Source organism: Bradyrhizobium sp. USDA 326, assembly GCF_049739485.1.
GTDB lineage: Bacteria > Pseudomonadota > Alphaproteobacteria > Rhizobiales > Xanthobacteraceae > Bradyrhizobium.
Map to the genome: position 1 here is coordinate 5,483,450 of NZ_JBMGQA010000001.1, position 18,047 is coordinate 5,501,496.

The 18,047-nt window shown below is 65.7% G+C and carries 14 protein-coding genes; 10 read left to right on the forward strand and 4 right to left on the reverse strand.

Annotated features, from left to right (window positions below; translation table 11 throughout):
* The first annotated feature begins 7 nt into the window (after window positions 1-7).
* Window positions 8-1,423 carry a PepSY domain-containing protein gene (locus ABIG06_RS25725; protein WP_370139073.1) on the forward strand — a complete coding sequence of 472 codons (1,416 nt, stop codon included), beginning with the start codon at window positions 8-10 and terminating at the stop codon, window positions 1,421-1,423.
* On the opposite strand, the gene ABIG06_RS25730 is transcribed toward ABIG06_RS25725, so the two are convergent.
* The 3 genes from ABIG06_RS25730 to ABIG06_RS25740 form a co-directional block, all read right to left on the reverse strand.
* Window positions 1,420-2,169 carry a siderophore-interacting protein gene (locus ABIG06_RS25730; protein ID WP_370139074.1) on the reverse strand — a complete coding sequence of 250 codons (750 nt, stop codon included), beginning with the start codon at window positions 2,167-2,169 and terminating at the stop codon, window positions 1,420-1,422. The genes ABIG06_RS25725 and ABIG06_RS25730 overlap by 4 nt on opposite strands.
* Window positions 2,170-2,208: 39 nt before the next feature.
* A complete protein-coding gene (locus tag ABIG06_RS25735) occupies window positions 2,209-2,901 on the reverse strand; it encodes an O-methyltransferase (RefSeq protein WP_370139075.1) in 693 nt (230 codons plus the stop codon).
* 106 nt (window positions 2,902-3,007) lie between these two features.
* On the reverse strand, window positions 3,008-3,934 hold the full coding sequence (locus ABIG06_RS25740) for an AraC family transcriptional regulator (protein ID WP_370139076.1): 927 nt from the start codon (window positions 3,932-3,934) through the stop codon (window positions 3,008-3,010).
* A 159-nt stretch (window positions 3,935-4,093) separates the two neighbouring features.
* Here ABIG06_RS25740 and ABIG06_RS25745 point away from each other — a divergent pair, with 159 nt between their 5' ends.
* The 8 genes from ABIG06_RS25745 (at window position 4,094) to ABIG06_RS25780 (ending at window position 15,852) form a co-directional block, all read left to right on the forward strand.
* A complete protein-coding gene (locus ABIG06_RS25745) occupies window positions 4,094-5,527 on the forward strand; it encodes an NAD-dependent succinate-semialdehyde dehydrogenase (protein WP_370139077.1) in 1,434 nt (477 codons plus the stop codon).
* A gap of 78 nt (window positions 5,528-5,605) precedes the next feature.
* Entirely contained in the window at window positions 5,606-7,123 is a 1,518-nt protein-coding gene (locus ABIG06_RS25750; RefSeq protein ID WP_370139078.1) for a PLP-dependent aminotransferase family protein, read from the forward strand.
* Window positions 7,124-7,569: 446 nt separating this feature from the next.
* Window positions 7,570-9,579 (forward strand): hydantoinase/oxoprolinase family protein, encoded by a 2,010-nt coding sequence (locus ABIG06_RS25755; protein ID WP_424578409.1) that lies wholly within the window; start codon window positions 7,570-7,572, stop codon window positions 9,577-9,579.
* Complete coding sequence (locus ABIG06_RS25760) at window positions 9,576-11,156, forward strand: hydantoinase B/oxoprolinase family protein (RefSeq protein WP_370139079.1); 1,581 nt, start codon at window positions 9,576-9,578, stop codon at window positions 11,154-11,156. Before ABIG06_RS25755 ends, ABIG06_RS25760 begins: the two co-directional genes overlap by 4 nt.
* 11 nt (window positions 11,157-11,167) lie before the next feature.
* Entirely contained in the window at window positions 11,168-12,463 is a 1,296-nt protein-coding gene (locus ABIG06_RS25765) for an aminotransferase class III-fold pyridoxal phosphate-dependent enzyme (RefSeq protein WP_370139080.1), read from the forward strand.
* Window positions 12,460-14,142, forward strand: coding sequence for a long-chain-fatty-acid--CoA ligase (locus ABIG06_RS25770; RefSeq protein ID WP_370139081.1), 1,683 nt, complete (start codon window positions 12,460-12,462; stop codon window positions 14,140-14,142). Before ABIG06_RS25765 ends, ABIG06_RS25770 begins: the two co-directional genes overlap by 4 nt.
* A gap of 112 nt (window positions 14,143-14,254) precedes the next feature.
* Complete coding sequence (locus ABIG06_RS25775) at window positions 14,255-15,187, forward strand: N-carbamoyl-D-amino-acid hydrolase (protein ID WP_370139082.1); 933 nt, start codon at window positions 14,255-14,257, stop codon at window positions 15,185-15,187.
* Between the two features lie 5 nt (window positions 15,188-15,192).
* A complete protein-coding gene (locus ABIG06_RS25780; RefSeq protein WP_370139083.1) occupies window positions 15,193-15,852 on the forward strand; it encodes a flavin reductase family protein in 660 nt (219 codons plus the stop codon).
* Here the strand turns inward: ABIG06_RS25780 and ABIG06_RS25785 are convergent.
* The gene (locus ABIG06_RS25785) at window positions 15,849-16,511 is read right to left on the reverse strand and encodes an aspartate/glutamate racemase family protein (protein ID WP_370139084.1); all 663 of its coding nucleotides are present in this window, start codon (window positions 16,509-16,511) and stop codon (window positions 15,849-15,851) included. The two genes, ABIG06_RS25780 and ABIG06_RS25785, sit on opposite strands and share 4 nt — an antisense overlap.
* A gap of 56 nt (window positions 16,512-16,567) precedes the next feature.
* On the opposite strand from ABIG06_RS25785, the gene hydA reads away from it, so the two are divergent.
* Window positions 16,568-18,037, forward strand: a complete 1,470-nt coding sequence (gene hydA, locus ABIG06_RS25790) for a dihydropyrimidinase (RefSeq protein WP_370139085.1) — start codon at window positions 16,568-16,570, stop codon at window positions 18,035-18,037.
* Window positions 18,038-18,047 lie beyond the last annotated feature (10 nt).

Below are 18,047 nucleotides of genomic sequence, written 5' to 3' on the forward strand. Positions count from 1 at the left end.
TGACCGCATGATGGGCGCGATCGCCCTGCTGCATCGCTGGCTCGGGATCGCGTTCTGCCTCCTGTTCGCGATGTGGTTCGCGACGGGGATCGTGATGCACTTCGTTCCGTTTCCGTCGCTGACGGAAGCGGAGCGATTTGCCGGACTCGCGCCGGTGGATCGCGGCGAGACGACGATTTCGGTTGCCGATGCCGTTGCGGCGAGCGGGATCGCCGATGCAATGCGTGTTCGATTGATCCAGCGGCGTGATGGACCGGTCTATGTCGTATCGGGATTATCCCGTTTGCGCGCGGTCCACGCCTCCGACGGACGAGACGCGTCGGTGACATCTGCCGATGCCGCGCTCACCATCGCGCAAGATCATGCCCGTCGGCGCGGGCTCGATGCCGCACGGGCCGCAATCGTCGCTCGTTCGGACCACGATCAATGGAGCGTGCCGAACGGCTTCGATCGCCATCGGCCCTTGTTTCGCGCTGCTCTCGGTGATGCCGCCGGAACCGAGGTCTATGTCTCGTCGCCGGCCGGCGAGGTCGTGCTCGATACGACGCGCAGCGAGCGCGGGTGGAATTGGGCCGGCAGCGTGCTGCACTGGATCTATCCGACGGTTCTGCGCAGCAACTGGGCGGTGTGGGATCAGGTGGTCTGGATCCTGTCGCTGCTGGCCCTCATCGCAGCGTTGCTTGGTGCGGTGCTCGGGATCGTGCGGGTGAGGATACGAGGACGCCGGATCTCCTCGCCTTACCGCGGCTGGCACGCCCTGCATCACCTCATTGGCCTCGCGGCGACGCTCTTCGTGCTGAGCTGGATCTTCAGCGGCTGGCTCTCGATGGATCATGGGCGGCTGTTCTCGCGCGGGCAATTGACACCGACAGAGGCCCACGTGATGAACGCCGCGCCGGATTGGAGGGACGCGCCGTCATTCGATCGGCAGCCAATATCCCCCTCGGCTCGTGAGATCGAATGGTTCGGCTTCAACGGCGGCGTTTATCGGCGCGATCGGGTTGCCGTTGGTCGTCAGAGGTTGATCGGCAGAGGCGTGCCGCCGGACGAACAAACAGGGTTCTTCAGCGCGCGCGAAGTGTCGGAATCGATGACGCATCTCGCTCCTCGCTGCGACGCACCGTCCGTCGTCGCTGGTGACGACCTCTATCTCGTGCGATCGGTCGTCCGGGGTGCTCCGGTCTATCGCGTCCGGTGTAACGAGCTCTGGTTCGACATCGACGGCGCGGACGGCAGCGTGCTGCAACGGCTGGATCCGTCACGGCGGGCCTATCGCTGGGCCTACGGCGCGCTGCACACGTTCGACATCCCGGTCCTCATGGCGCACCCGCATTTGCGCGATGTCCTGATCGTCGGGCTCTGCGCGCTCGGGTTGGTGTTCTCCATGACCGGCATCGTCATTGGCTGGCGGCGCTTGCGCTAGTCCAATCCGGTCTTGCCCAGCGCCCAATAGGCCTTGGTACTCATCCGCGACGTCACGACGCCGGCGGCTTTCAGGGCCCGGCTGATGCGCTGGATCGACGAAGCCTTGCCGGTCAGGACGAAATGCGCGCTTGCGGAAAAGCGCAACAGCTCGGCCTCGACGGCCGCGAGATGGGCGTCATCGCCGCTGCGCACGATCAGTGTGGCGCTGCCGAGGCCGATGGCGGCCAGGACGGAATTTGCCTCCGCAGCATCGGAGGCCTCGAACACGTAAGTTGCACCATCCATTTGCCCATTGTCGCGGAACGCCGAGGCAACGCCGAATGAGGTTTCGTCGCCGAACAAGACCATCGGCGCTTTTCGGGTGGAAAGATCGAGCGAGCGGCGTGGGCCGAAGAACCAGCAGATGTCACCTTGGCGCAAGCCGCTTGCCCATCGGCTGCCGGGGCCATTACCGTGTGCAAAAGCGAGCAGTCGCGTCCGGCCTTTCTCCGCATCCCACGACACCGGTGTGTAGGTCCGCGCGCTCAGGCCGGATCCCATCGCGACCTGGATCTTCTGGCCGATGGACCATGCGACGCCCTTGAGGGCATCGGGTTCGAGCTCGATCGACCGAAAGCGAGGCGAGAGCGTCTCGACGCCGGTGACGCGCGCAGGGCGCATCAGCCATTTCAGCAACATGCGCGCGACTGGCCCCTGCGGCGGCTTCGATGGCTCGGACATCTGCGGTCGGTCGGGCTCGTTCAAAGCCGTGCTCCTGTCATTGGAAGTTCATGTGCGCGCGGATTACCTTGTCCTGATGCTGAGCTCGTTGCCACGGCCGGAATCGAACGGCAGTGACAGCGAGAGGTAGCCGTTCTGGGGATCGCGGACGTAGTCGACATAGCCTGATGCTTCCTCGAACGCGTTCTCGCCGACGATGATCGCGCCGGGCCGCAGGTGCGGCTCGAGCAGCTTGAGCACGGATAGATAGAGCGTGAAAGCGCCGTCGAGCATCACCATGTCGATGTCGCTCCCGAGGCCGGAGCTGAGCGTCTCGCGGGCATCGCCGAGCCGAAACTCGACGAGACCGGCGAGCCCCGCGGCCGCGAGATTCGCGCGCGCCCGCTCGATTTTGCCGGGTTCGATATCCGTCCCGATCAAGCGCCCGCCGCCCATGTCGCGCAGTGCGGCCGCCATGTAGATCGCGGAAATCCCCATTGAAGAGCCGAACTCGACGATATGCTTCGCCTTGCAGGCGCGGGTGCACATGTAGAGGAAGCGTCCAAACTGCGGAGAAACGCTCAGAAAGTTGCCCGCGAAGCCGCGGTAGATTCCTTCGAGATCGCGGCTCTCGGCGGTGATGAGCTGGGTGATCATCTCCTCGCGGCTGCTCGCCTCATTCGTGACGGCTTGCACGAGCGGCGCGTCGGCGGCTTCCGCTTCCCGGTGGAGGCGTTCGAGAACGTCCGCGACGAAGCCGCTGCTGAGTGAATCCATGTTTCGAGCTCCTTGAGTATGCGCCCGCCGGGCGCTCGGGAGTCTGCATACGTTATCGTCTCGCGGGTCGCATTCCGCGAACGGGACAATCGATTGCGATTTCAGGTCAGTGCGTATGGCGTTCCGCCAGATATCGCGCCGGCGGCTTGCCGAGCGCCTTGCGGAACATGGTGACGAAGGCGCTCGCGCCTTCATAGCCGAGATCGAGCGCCACAGCCTGCACCGATGCCCCCTGGTCGAGGCGCTGAAGCGCGATGAGGATGTGGAGCTGCTGGCGCCATCGGCCGAAGCTCATGCCGGTCTCGCGTTGCAGGATCCGGGTCAGGGTTCTGGGAGCGACAGCCATGCGCCGGCCCCAGTCCTCGATCGTCGCACGGTCGGAAGGGGTGGCCATCAGCGCGCTCGCGATCCTGCGCAGCCGGGAATCGGCCGGCATGGGAAAACGCAGCTCTTCGACCGGCGCCAGCGAGAGCTGATCCAGCAGCACGGCCGCGATCCGCCCGTCTGGTCCGTCCACATCGTAATGGGCCGGCATGTGCGTCGCATGGATCAGCAGACGTTCCAGCAGAGGGGAGATCGTCAGGGTGCAGCATTGCCGCGGCAGCGCCGGTATCGCATCCGGCTCCACGAACAGGCAATAGACCTCGACATCTCCGGCGACGCTCACGCCATGCGCAACATGTCCGGGAATCCAGACCGCGCAGCGCGGCGGCACGATCCACATGTTTCGCCCGGCTTCCAGCCTGACGATGCCGCGCCGGGCCAGGACGAGTTCGTCCTTGGTATGGGCGTGCATGGCCACCTCCGTTCCCTTCGTGACCATCTCGCCGCCGAAGGCTACGATGGCGCGCGGCACGTCCTCCGGGTTGAAATCCATGGATTCATCGGGGCGAAGGTCGCCGTCGTCGAGCCGGAAGAAGGGCATGGTGAGCGGATGACCGAGTTGGATGCGATTGACTTGCTCCCGGCAATATCTGGCCCGCGGGCGAGACTTGCAATGCGAGCCGCCGTAATCTCGATCGGTTCTAACCATGGATTCGCCTCCACCAGATGGTGCCCGGGAGGTCAGTGATGCACCGCTGCGGCATCACGCATCTCTTTTCGTCGGATGTCTTTCGGTGTAGCTCTGCGCCGGCTCGAGATGGCGGCGCCAACCCGGCGAAGACTGAAAATCATGCAGGAGACAGCACGGATGTACCCGAAAGTTCAGATGTTCATCGCCGGCGAGTGGACCGATGGTTCGTCCGGCAAGTCGGAGGGCATCCTCAATCCCGCCACCGGCCAGCCGATCGGCAAGACCCCGCATGCCTCGCGTGGGGATCTCGACAGGGCGCTGGAGGCGGCAAGGGCCGGCTTCGAGATCTGGCGCAAGACCTCCCCGTTCGACCGTTACAAGCTGATGCGCAAGGCCGCCGACATCATTCGCTCGCGCGCCGCCGAGATCGCGCCCGTGATGACCATGGAGCAGGGCAAGCCGGTGGTGGAAGCGCAGGGCGAGACCATGCTGGCCGGCGACCTCATCGACTGGTTCGCGGAAGAGGCGCGCCGCGCCTATGGCCGCATCGTGCCGCCGCGGATGGGCAACGTCACCCAGCTCGTGACCAAGGAGCCGGTCGGCCCGGTCGCGGCTTTCACGCCCTGGAACTTTCCGATCAACCAGGCGGTGCGCAAGATCTCCGCCGCGCTGGCCGCCGGCTGCTCGATCATCGTCAAGGGCCCGGAAGAGACGCCTGCGAGCTGCATGGAGCTGGTGCGGGCCTATGTGGATGCGGGCATTCCGGCCGGCGTCGTACAGCTGGTGTTCGGCGTGCCGGCGGAAGTGTCGGAGTATCTCGTTCCGCATCCGATCATCCGCAAGATCAGCTTCACCGGCTCGACCGCCGTCGGCAAGCATCTGGCTGCGCTCGCCGGCTTGCACATGAAGCGCGTCACCATGGAGCTCGGCGGCCATGCGCCGGCGATCGTGTTCGCGGACGCGGACCTCGACAACGCCGCAAAAATCCTGTCGGCCAACAAGTTCCGTAACGCCGGCCAGGTCTGCGTCTCGCCGACGCGCTTCCTGGTGCATGAGAGCGTCTACGAGCCTTTCGTCGACAAGTTCGTGGCGGCGGCCAAGAGCCTCAAGGTCGGCAATGGCCTCGACAAGGACACACGCATGGGACCGCTGGCCAACCCGCGACGCGTCGACGCCATGGAGGGCCTCGTCTCCGACGCGGTCCAGCGCGGCGCCAAGGTCAAGGCCGGCGGCAAGCGCATCGGCAATGAAGGCTTCTTCTTCGAGCCGACGGTGCTCACCGACGTGCCGCGCGATGCGCGTATCATGAACGAGGAGCCGTTCGGCCCGGTGGCGCCGATTACCTCCTTCCGCAGCTATGACGAGGTGGTGGCCGAGGCCAACCGTCTGCCTTACGGCCTGGCGGCCTATGCCTACACTACCTCGACCAAGACGATGCAGGCCATCGGTGCCGACATCGAGAGCGGCATGGTCTCGATCAACCATCACGGCCTCGCGTTGCCTGAAGTGCCGTTCGGCGGCATCAAGGATTCCGGCTACGGCTCCGAGGGCGGCCTCGAGGCGATCGAGGGGTATCTCAACACGAAGTTCGTGACCCAGGCGAGCGCGTAAGGACGAGTCGCGCAGTCATTCCGGGGCGCGCTCCCGGAATGACTGCGGACAGTACCTGCGTTGCCTGTCGGGCGAGACATGAACAACAGCCGTCATCCGAGCAAGCGTGTATCTCTTGCCGGGATACATATCGACCGGACCTCCGCGGTGCCGCTGCACTTGCAGATCGCGAAGCATATCCGGGAGGGTATTCTGTGCGGCGCCTTTCCCTCAGGAACGCAATTTCTCGGTTCGCGCGAGATCGCGCGTGAATTGGGCTGCTCACGCACGGTGGTGCTCACCGCGTGGGATCTGCTCTATGCCGAGGGCTATCTGGCATCGACGCCGCGCGGCAGCGTCATGGTGGCCGCGGTTGCGGCCCCGCATGCCGAGCCCGCGTCGCCTGCTGGCAAGCCTGCGCACATGTCGGAGCGTTGGCGCGCGCTGCTCGGCCTCGAATACGAGACCAACTGGCCGTCCGTGTTCGCTCCGGGCGCGCCCGACATCTCGACCTTTCCGTTCAAGGATTGGTCGCGCCTGCTGCGTCAGGCCTGGCAAAACCCGAGGGAGCAGGAGTGCCTCGATCTTCCACCCGAAGGCCATCCGCGATTGCGGAGCGAGATCGCGAACTTCCTCGGCTCCGTGCGCGGTCTCGTCTGCTCGCCGGAACAGGTCGTCATCACCTCCGGCACATCGGGCGCATTGGATTTCTGCAGCCGGATGATCCTCGATCCCGGTGACGAGGTCTGGGTCGAGGAGCCCGGCTTCGTCGAGGCGCGATGGGCGCTCACCGCGGCCGGCGCAAAGCTCGTTCCTGTTCCGGTCGACGACAAGGGGCTGGTCGTCTCGGAAGGAATTCGGCGCGCACCACGCGCGCGGCTGATCGTGGTCACGCCATCGCATCAATACCCCCTCGGGATCAGCATGGGCCTGGAGCGGCGGCTCGAGCTTCTCGACTGGGCTAACAAGAACGACGTCTGGGTGATCGAGGATGACTACAATTCGGAGTTCAGGCATCAGGACAGCATGATCGCCTCGCTGCGCTCGCTCGATCGCGAGGGCCGGGTGATCTATTTCGGCACCTTCTCGAAGATCATGATGCCGAATCTGCGGCTCGGATATCTCGTCGCGAACAGGCGCTTCATCGAAGGCTTCGCCAAGGGCCGCGCGCGCATCGACGTGCACACCTCCGGGATCGGACAGCTCGCCCTGGCGGAATTCATGCGGGAGGGGCATCTGCTGCGCCACCTGCGCGCCATGCGGCGGGTCTATGCTGCGAGGCGCAAGGCGTTGATCGACGCGATCGGAGCGCTGATGCCGGATGATCTCACGGTGTCCTCCGCCGTCACCGGCCTGCACCTGGTGGCGCTGTTCACCGATGCAATGCAGGCGCGGATGAACGATCGGGAAGCGGTCGCGGTCCTGAAGCAGGCCGGCATCCATGTGCAACCGCTGTCGCAGAATTTCCTGGAACGGCCGACGCGGCAAGGCCTGGTGTTCGGCTACGGACGGTTGCGCGTCGAGGATGCCGCTCCGCTGCTGGCGAGAATCGCAGCTTGCATCGGAGGTGGCTCTCGCAACGGGACGTCCGATCCGCCCAATACGCTCTCTTACTGATCGTACAATAAAGAGAGGCTGAGCCGACCGGTTTGCATAGCTCCTAGGCATCCGGATATCCCGACATTCCGATCGATCGCCTGCAAATTAGACAACTGATCTCGGTCGCTCGGACTGCGGTGCAATAGACATCGCGATTTGCTCAGAGAAATCCGTGGTGCGCTGCGCGTTATTGGCGCGGAACAACGCGCGTTCGCGTGCTGTCTGTGCAGGCACTGCTGCACCAAAACGTGCATCCCCTGCTGCGGCGCGCTGCGCCGGCCGCCCGCTGGCCCAGTGAATTGCGACAACTCTGGCCCTGTCGGAGGGCCACAGCTCTGTCGCACGCTCGCGGACGGTGGCATGACAGGGGATGCAAGATGAGCGCTCTCGGTTCGGCATTCGAGTTTGCGATGGACGGGAAGGGCCCGGCGTCCGGTTCGGACGCCACGCGTAGCTGACGCCACATGAGCTCTTTCGAAAGTCACTGGGAAGTCGGCACGGATATCGGCGGCACCTTCACCGATATCATCGCCATCAGGCGCGATTCCGCCGAGGCCCGGATCGCGAAAGTGCCGTCGCGCCCCGACGCGCCGGTTCAGGCCATGCTGGAGGCGATCGAGGCAGTGGGCCTGCGCAAGAGCGAGGTCAAGCGCTTCGTCCATGGCACCACGCGCGTCACCAACGCGATCGTCGAGAACCGGCTGCCGAAGGTCGCGCTGGTCGCGACCGAGGGCTTTGCCGACGTGCTCGAGATCGCGCGCTATCGCCGCCGCGACCTCTATCGGCTCGACATTCCGCCGAAATCGCCGCCGCTGGTGCCGCCCGATCGCTGCTTCGGGCTTGCCGAGCGCCTCGATCACGAGGGCCGGGTGTTGAAGGCGCTGGAACAAGCGGAGATCGAGCATCTGCTGGCCTGGCTGAAGGACACCGGCGTGCAGAGTGTCGCGGTGGCCTTGCTTCACGCCTATGCCAATCCTGTCCACGAGAAGATGCTTGGCGAGCGCCTCAAGGAGGTCGTCGCCCATGTCTCACTGTCGCACGAGGTCAACCCTGAGGCACGCGAGTATGAGCGGACTTCGGCGACCGTGTTCAATGCAGCCGCGATGCCGATCGCGGTGGAATATCTCAGCGAGCTGGAGCAGCGGCTGCCGATCGGGCCGGGATTACAGGTGTTTCATTCCGCCGGCGCCATGATCCCCATCTCGGCGGTGAAACGTCGGCCGCTGGTGATGGCGATGTCGGGACCGGCGGCCGGTGTCTCTGCCTCGGTCAGCATCGCGCGCCAGCTCGGCACCTCGCGGATGCTGACATTCGACATGGGCGGCACCACGACCGACGTCTGCCTGATCGTCGACGGCCAGGCCGAGATGACCGACGGCCGCATGCTCGGCGACAAGCCGCTGCGCCAGCCGATGCTTGCGGTGCATTCCATCGGTGCGGGCGGCGGATCGATCGTGCGCAACGGTCCCGGCGGTCTGACGGTCGGGCCCGAGAGCGCCGGCTCCGAGCCGGGCCCGGCCTGTTATGGCCGCGGCGGCCAGCAGCCGACGATCACCGACGCCAACGCCGTGCTCGGCTATCTCAATCCCGCGACCAAGCTTGGTGACCGCATCGGCATCGATGTCGAGGCAGCCAGGCGCGTCATCGCACCGATCGCTGGCGCGCTCGGACTGGGACTGACGGAGACGGCGCTCGGCATCATCAAGGTCGCGAACGCGACCATGGCCCGCGCGCTTCGCCGCGTCACGGTCGAGCGCGGCATCGATGGGCGCGATTGCACGCTGCTCGCCTTCGGCGGCGGCGGTCCGATGCATGCCGCGGGCCTCGCCGATCTCTACGGGATTGCAGAGGTCGTCGTGCCCAGTGCATCCAGCGCCTTCTCGGCGCTCGGCTGTCTCACCGCCGATTTCAGCTTCCTGCAGCAGCAGACTCTGCGCGCCGCGCTCGAGGGCATCGACCTCGTACGCGTATCGGAGCGGATCGAGGCCCTGGTTGCCGACGCATCCGCGCCGCTGCTCGCCAATGGCGTTGCGAAGGCGGAGATCCAGGTCGAGCTGGTCGCCTTGATGCGCTATGCGGCGCAGAACGATGCCATTCCGGTACCTTTCGCCTTGCCGCTGGATGTCGCCAGGCTCAAGCAGAATTTCCTGACGCGGCATCACGAGCTGTTCGGCTATGCGACCGGCGAGACTTGCGTCATCGAGTCCGTGCGGGTGCAGGCCCGCCGGCCGTCGACGACCGTCGTCAGCCGGCCGGCGACCGCGGTGAGGGCGGCATCCACGAGCACGCGCGTCTGCTCGTTCGACGGTCACCGCGAGACGGCGACAGCGATCGTCGACCGCGCCGCGCTAACCGAGGTCGTCACCGGCCCGGCGATCATCGAAGACGCGTGGTCGACCGTGGTGGTGCCGCCCGGTTGGCACGCGAAACCTGATGCAACAGGCAATCTGTTCCTGACGCGGAGGAGAGCATGAAGCTCGATCCATTCGTCGTCGAGGTCATCAGGCACGGGCTTTCCGCCGCGGCCGAGGAGATGAGCCTGGTGATGACGCGCTCGGCGCGCTCGCCGCTGCTGCGCGAGGCGGGCGATCTGTCGTCGGCGATCACCGACGGCTACGGCGGCCTCGTCGGGCAGGGGCGCGACATCCCCATCCACCTTGGCGCGATGGCCTATACCATCCCAGAGTTGCTGAAGGTGGTGCCGCGCGACAGCCTGAACGACGGCGACGTGCTGATCTACAATGTCGGCGCGCTCGGCGGCAATCATCTCAACGACGTCAAGGTCGTGCGGCCCGTCTTCGTCGAGGGCGAGATCGTGGCGTTTGCGATCAGCCTTGCGCACTGGCCCGACATCGGCGGCACCTGGCCGGGCAGCTATTTTGCCAAGGCGATCGACACCTTCCAGGAGGCACTGCGGATTCCGCCGGTCTTGATCGCGACCTCGGCCGGCCTCAACACGCCGATCGTGCAGATGCTCAAGGCCAACGTCCGCGACGCGGAGTCCTGCGAGGGCGATCTCCTGGCGCAGATCTCGGCCACCAAGGCCGGCGAGAAGCGCATCATCGAGCTCTGCCGTGAGCACGGCAAGGCCGTCTTCATGGCGACGCAGTCGCGCCTGCACGATCTCTCCGAGATCGAGATGCGGGAGGCGATCCGCGATCTTCCGGACGGCGTCTATGAGGGCGAGGATTACCTCGATGACGGCAGCGACAACAACGCGCCGGCGCGCATCCATGTCAAGATCACCATTCGCGGCGACGAGGCGACCTTCGACCTCTCGGGCAGCTGCGACCGTGTCTCCAATTTCTGCAACACGACGCCGTTCATGGCGCGCTCGGCTGTCGCCTATGCCGCGCGCATCATGAGCGGACGCGACATGCAGCAGAACGCAGGGGCACTCAGGCCTTTGACCATTATCACGCGTCCGGGCTCCATCCTGGAGCCGGGCTGGTCGGCGTCCGTTGCCGCCGGCAACCATGAGACGTCCATGCGCATCGTCGACGCGATCTTTCGCGCCATGCAGGACACCATTCCCGAACGCCTGTCGGCGGGCGGCGCCACCACCGCGGGCGTTCTGTTCTTCGCCGAGCCGCGGCCGAACGGTTCGTGGCAGATGCTCTACGAGGTTCACGGCGGCGGCGAAGGCGCGCGGCACGATCGGGCTGGCATGTCGGCAACCCGGGTGCATCTGTCGAACACCTCGAACACGCCGGTCGAGGTGATCGAAGCGAATTACGCCATCCGGCTCGAGCAGCAGGCCATCCGCCGGCAATCCGGCGGCGCGGGGGCGCATTGCGGCGGTGACGGCTCGGTCCGCACGTACCGCATCCTCGCACCTTCGATGCACCTGACCACTTGCATCGAACGGATGGTGATTGCGCCCTGGGGCATGCAGGGCGGCGAATCCGGCAAGGCGTGCCGCATCTCGCTGGTCAGGCACGGCGCGAACGTCGCGATCGACGGCAAGTCCAACCTGGTGCTGCAGCAAGGCGATCTCGTCACGATCGAGATGTGCGGTGGCGGCGGCTATGGCGCCGCGGCCGCAGAGTGAGGGGACGAGCGATGAGCAGATTGTTGCGAACCGGGCTGAATGCGGGCGACAGCGCGCCGATGGCCGTGGTCGGCGGCGAGGGCGTCTACTTCCATCTGTCCGATGGCCGCAAGCTCATCGACGGCAGCAACACCGGCGGCGGTCTCGGCCATCGCCATCCCGCAATGGTGGAGGCAATCCGCCGCGCGGCGGATACGCCCGTCGTCAACGAGGGCTGGACCTGGGTCGGCCGCGAGCAGGCCGCGGACGATCTGATGACGACTGCTTTCAAGGGCGAGGAGGACTGGGTCGGCGCGGTGCGCTTCTGCATCAGCGGCAGCGAGGCCAACGACATGGCGCTGTCGCTCTGCCAGGCGCTGACGCAGCGCTCGGCGCTGGCGACGCGCGAGCGCGCCTATCATGGCATCACCGGCCTGTCGCGCAGCATGACGGTGCAGCCGCAATGGCATGGTGGGCTTGCGGTGCATGCCGGTGGTTCGAAGCTGCCGGCGCCGATGGCGCCGGTGCGGATCCTGCCGGCGCCGGATGGCGCGATCTACGGCGCACCGGCCAACAATAATCCGCCGAGCGAATATCTCGCGGATGCCACCCGGCTGCTCTCGGACACGGCGGCAACCATCATCGACTACACCCAGGGCGGCATCTACTACGATGGCGCCTATCAGGACGAGGTCGCGCGCTGCGCGCGGCAGGCTAGATCTTACTGGATCGCCGACGAGGTCGTCACCGGCGCCGGGCGCGCGGGCCGCTGGTTCGCGTTCCAGGGGGCGCAAAGCCGCCCGGACATCGTCACGCTTGGCAAGTCGCTCGGTGGTGGCGCCGCCGCGGTGGCAGCGGTCGTGGTGTCCAAGGACATCGTCGAGCGGCTCAAGGGTACGAGCTGGCAAAACTATGGCACGCTGCGCGGCCATCCCATCAGCATGGCGGCCGTCAGCGCCTATCTGAAGGTTGTCACCGGCGACAAGATTCTGGAGCGTGTGCAGCAGCTCGAGAAGCTGTTCACCCGTCGCCTGCTCGCGATCGCGCAGAAGCATCCGAGCGTGCAGCGCGTCGCGGGGCAGGGGCTGCACTGGACGGTGGAGCTGCACGGCCCGGACTGGCGCACCTGGCATGCCGACACCACGGAGGTGCCGATCGCCTCGCGCGTCGCGGAGCGTGCGCTGGAGGCCGGCGCGGTGATCGGAACCAGCGGCGAGCAGACCTCCCTGTTCCTGGCGCCGCCGCTCGTCATTTCCGAGCGCGAGGCTGACCAGCTTCTGGACGCGCTCGATCACGGTCTCGATGTCGCCGATGAGGAGCAGGGGTGAGCGCGGATCACGCAGCGCTCCGCCGGTCGCCGGCCTGGCCGGCGGATGAGCCCTGGCATCTCGCGATGCCAGAGGGAACGCTTTACGATGCGCTGGTGCGGGCCGCACAGGAGCGCCCCTCGCATCCGGCGACGGTGTTCTACGGCGCGAGCCTGAGCTACGCCGAGCTGCGCGACCGTGTCGATGCCGTGGCCGGCTTCCTGCAGGGCGCCTGCGGCGTCAAGCCCGGCGACCGCGTCATGATCGCGCTCCAGAACTCGCCGCAATATGTCATCGCCTATTACGCGGTGATGCGGGCGGACGCTGTGATCGTCCCCGTCAATCCCATGAACAAGACCGCCGAGATCGCGTATCTCGCCGTGGACAGCGGGGCCAAGGTCGCGATCATCGGGAGCGAACTGAGCGAGGTGTTTACACCGCTGCTGGGCGAGGCCATCAGGCATGCGATTGTCGCGCAGTACCGCGACGAGGTTCCAGCCGCGACGCCCTATACGCTGCCATCATGCGTCACGGAAGCGCCGGCCGAGGTGCCGTCGTCACCGGGCTGGCATTCCTGGTCGTCCGCGATCGCGAATGGCGTGAAACCGGGCAAGATGATCGCGAGCCCGGACGATCTCATGATCCTGCCCTACACGTCGGGCACCACAGGCAAGCCCAAGGCGTGCATGCATACCCATCGCGGTGCGCTGTTCACCGCCGTGTTGCAGGCGCGCTGGTATGGGCTCGGCGGTGACGATGTGGTTACCGGATTCATGCCGTTGTTCCATGTTGCAGGCATGCAGGGCTCGATGAATGCGGCCATGGTCACCGGCGCCACGCTGCTCCTGATGGCGCGCTGGGACAAGGATCTGTTGCCGGACCTGTTCGAAACTTATGGCGTGACGTTCTGGAACGCGGCGCCGACCATGATCGTCGACGTGCTCGCAAGCGCCCGCTTTCGCGACAAATGCTTTGCGAAGCTCAAGGTTCTGACCGGTGGCGGCGCGGCGATGCCGACTGCCGTCGCCGAGCGGCTGAAAGGCCGCTTCGGGCTCGACTTCGTCGAGGGCTACGGCATGACCGAGACGATGTCGCCGACGCATCTGAACCAGATGGCGGCGCCGAAGCGGCAGTGCCTCGGCATCGCCGTCCACGAGACGGATGCAAGGGTCGTCGATCCCGAGAGCCTGATCGAGCTCGGCGACAATGTTGTCGGCGAAATCGTCGTGCACGGACCGCAAGTGTTGCAGGGTTACTGGAACAGGCCGCAGGCGGATGCCGAAGCATTCGTGGAACTCGACGGCAAGCGGTTCCTGCGCACGGGCGATCTCGGTTTTCGCGACGCCGACGGCTACTTCTTCGCTGTGGATCGCTTGAAGCGGATGATCAATGTCAGCGGCTTCAAGGTTTGGCCGGCCGAGGTCGAGGCCGCGATGTACCAGAACCGCGCCATCCGGGAGTGCTGCATCATTTCAGCGCCGGACGATTACCGCGGCGAGACCGTCAAGGCGCTTGTCGTGCTGGACGAGGCGGCACGGGCAACGACATCGCCCGATGACATCGTTGGCTGGGCGCGTGGCGTGATGGCGAGCTACAAGGCGCCGCGCGCGGTCGTCTTCGTCGACCAGCTGCCGCGCACCGCAAGCAACAAGATCAACTGGCGGCTGTTGCAGGATGCCGAATGGGGGCGAACGGCATGAAATCTGCTTGGCTGGAAAACGGACGCAAGGCGGCGTTATGCTGCCGCTACACCCTTGAAGCTGCGATCCCCAGCCTCGCCAGGAAATTCGTGAAGAGATCAGGAAGTCGCTGATGCGCATCGTCAATGTCGCCGCCGCCCAGATGGGCCCGATCCAGAAAGCCGACAGTCGCCAGGCCGTGGTCAAGCGCATGATCGCGCTGATGGACGAGGCCAAGAGCAAGGGCGCCGACCTGATCGTCTATCCCGAATTGGCGCTGACGACGTTCTTCCCGCGCTGGTATGCCGAGGACCGGGCCGAGTTCGACGTCTGGTTCGAGCGGGAGATGCCGAACGCGGCGACGAAGCCGCTGTTCGAGCGCGCGGCGCAGCACGGAATGGCGATGAATTTCGGTTATGCCGAGCTGACGCCCGACGGTCATCACTTCAACACAGCAATTCTCACCGACAGGTCCGGCAAGATCGTCGGCAAATATCGCAAGGTCCATCTGCCGGGCCATGTGGACTACGACACCAAGCGCTCGCACCAGCATCTGGAGAAGCGTTATTTCGAGCCGGGCGATCTCGGCTTCAAGGTCTGGCGCGAGCTCGGCGGCATCATCGGCATGGCGATCTGCAACGACCGCCGCTGGCCCGAGACCTATCGCGTCATGGGCTTGCAGGGCGTCGAAATGGTGCTGATCGGCTACAACACGCCGTCGGTGAACGCGGAGAAGAGCGAGGAGGGCGTCGAGAAGCGCCTGTTCCACAACCGTCTCTCGGTGCAGGCCGGCGCCTACCAGAACGCGACCTGGGTCATGGCGGTGGCCAAGGCCGGCGTCGAGGACGGCCACCCGCTGTTCGGCGGCAGCCTGATCGTCGATCCCAATGGCGAGATCGTTGCAGAAGCCAGGACGGACGACGACGAGGTCCTGGTCCATGCCTGCGACCTCGATGCCACGACCTTCGGCAAGACCACGATCTTCGATTTCGCCCGGCATCGCCGCATCGAGCATTACGGCCTGATCACCAGTCAGACCGGCGTGGTGCCGCCGCCGGAGTCGTGACGCCGATGGCTGACAAGGGCATTTCCCTGCGCGAGCTGGATCCGCGTGACCGCTACAAGCTGCTCTGCGGCGTTGTGGTGCCGCGGCCGATCGCGCTGGTGACGACGCTGGACGAGAACGGAGCCGTCAATGCCGCGCCGTTCAGTTTCTTCAACGTCTTCTCGGAAAGCCCCGCTCTGGTCGTGCTCGGGCTCCAGCACAAGCCGGATCACAGCCCGAAGGACACGACCCGCAACATCCATCGCGACGGCGAGTTCGTCGTGCACATGGTGGATGAAGCGCTGTCCGTGGCGATGAACGACTGCGCGGTCGATTTCCCCTCCGGCGACAGCGAGGTCGCAGCGACCGGGCTTGCCACGCTTCCATCGATCGATGTGAGGGTGCCGCGCCTCGCCGCAGCGCCGTTCGCGCTGGAATGCCGGCGCCATGTGGTGCTGACCTTCTCAACTGATCGCGAGCTACTGGTTGGCGAGGTGCTCAGGGTGCATGCCCGCGAGGGTCTCGTCGACGAGACCAACATGTATGTCGATCTCGACGCCTACCGGCCGATCGGCCGCATGTTCGGCAATCTCTACACCACGCAGCGGGACACGTTTGCGCTTGTCCGCGAGAGCCATGCGCAATGGCTCGCGCGGCAGGACGCCAGAGAGCTGAAGGACGCCTAGTGAGCCGAGAACTGCACCGTACCCAGCGCCATGGTGACGGCCGCCTGTGTCGGGTCGATCACGGGAATGCGCAGCGCGTCTTCCAGAGCACGGCGGTGGCGCGCCATGCCGGCGCAGCCCATCACGATGGCGCGGGCACCGTCCTCGTCGCGCAGCGCGCGGCCGACCTCGATCATCTTGGCAAGCGTGCCTTCGCCCGAAGCGGTTTCGGCCACGCTCATGTTCAGCGGCCGCTCGCCGGAAAAGCGGTCGGTCAGACCCATCTGCCTGAGGTAGCGCATGTGCCGCGGGATCGAGCGCTGGGCGATCGCGATGACGCCAAAGGTCTCCGCGCGAGAAAGCGCCGTCAGCACGCCGCACTCGGCGATGCCGAACACTGGGCGGTCGGTGCCTTCACGGCAGACCTGAAGCCCGGGATCGCTGTAGCAGGCGATGACGAAGGCGGCCGAGCTGTTGTCGCTCTCGACCAGCTTTCGCAATGGGATCGCAACGCCATCGGCGTCCGCCTGGCTTTCGATGCCGAACGGACCCTCGGCCAGCGTCTGGCAGACCACTTCCGGCCCGCCCTCGAAGTCGAGCGGCTTCAGCGCGTCCTCCAGCCCTTGCGTGACCTTGTGGTTGGAGTTCGGATTGATGACGAGAATGCGCGGCCGGGACATGATGGTCTTCCTGCGAAATTGCGATGTCGTGCCTCAAGCCTATCACGGAGCGCCTCATGACTGAACCCGTTTACGACCTGATCATCCGCGGTGGCCGCGTCGCCACCACCACCGATGTCTTCGAGGCCGATGTCGCGATTTCCGGCGAGACGATCGCGGCCGTCGGAAAGGGCCTTCTCCCCGCCAAGCGCGAGATCGACGCGCGCGGCAAGCTTGTGCTGCCCGGCGGTGTCGACAGCCATGCCCATATCGAGCAGCTCTCCGCCGCCGGCATCATGAATGCCGACACGTTCGAGAGCGCGACCGTCTCTGCCGCTTTTGGCGGCACCACCACGGTGATTCCGTTCGCCGCCCAGCATGTCGGCATGAAGTTGCCGCAGGTGGTGGAGGACTATCACGCGCTGGCGAGGAAGGGCGCGGTGATCGACTACGCCTTTCACATGATCATTGCGGATGCGACCAGGCAGACGATCGAGGAGCACATTCCGGCGCTGGTGAAGCAGGGCCACGCGTCGATCAAGATCTTCATGACTTATGACCGGCTCAAGGTCGATGACGAGCCGTTGCTGGACATCCTGCTCGCCGCGCGCCAGTCCGGCGCGATGCTGTGCGCCCATGCCGAAAATCATGGCATCATCTCCTGGATGGTGAAGCGCCTGCTCGCGCGCGGCTACACCATGCCGAAGTACCACGCCGTCAGCCACGCCCGCGTGTCGGAGGCGGAGGCCTTCACGCGGCTGATCGGCATGGCGGCGCTGATCGACCAGCCGATCATGATCTTCCACGTCTCGACCGCCGAAGGCGCCAAGGTGATCCGCGATGCACGCGGGCAGGGGCTCAAGGTGTTCGCCGAGACTTGTCCGCAATATCTGTTCCTCACCGCTGCTGACCTCGACAAGCCCGGCTCCGAGGGCGCCAAATGGATGTGCAGCCCGCCGCCGCGCACGCATGCCGACCAGGAGGTGCTATGGCAGGCGCTCTCGCTCGGCGATCTCCAGACCATCTCCTCGGATCACGCGCCGTATCGCTATGACGAGACCGGCAAGCTGCGCGCCGGCCCCAATCCCAACTTCAAGCAGGTCGCCAACGGCCTGCCCGGACTTGAGCTGCGGCTGCCGCTGCTGTTCGACGCGATGGTGTCGAAGGGACGCCTGGGCCTCGAGAAATTCGTCGAGCTCACCGCGACCGCGCCGGCAAAGATCTACAATCTGCATCCGCGCAAGGGCTCGATCGCGGTCGGCGCCGACGCCGATATCGCGATCTGGGATCCCAATCGTGAGACCTTGATCGCCGACGAGATGATGCACGACCTCGCCGGCTATACGCCGTTCGCGGGCCGCAAGCTCAAGGGCTGGCCGGTCTCGGTGCTGTCGCGCGGCCGCGTGATCATCGAGGACAACAAGTGCCTCGCGAGCGCCGGCAGCGGAAAATTCCTGGCGCGCAGCGGCGGCGAGGCGGCCAGGCCGACCGGCCGGCTGGTTGCCGACATGGATCCGGAACGGAATTTCGGGGCAAACCTGCTGTGACGGCGGATCG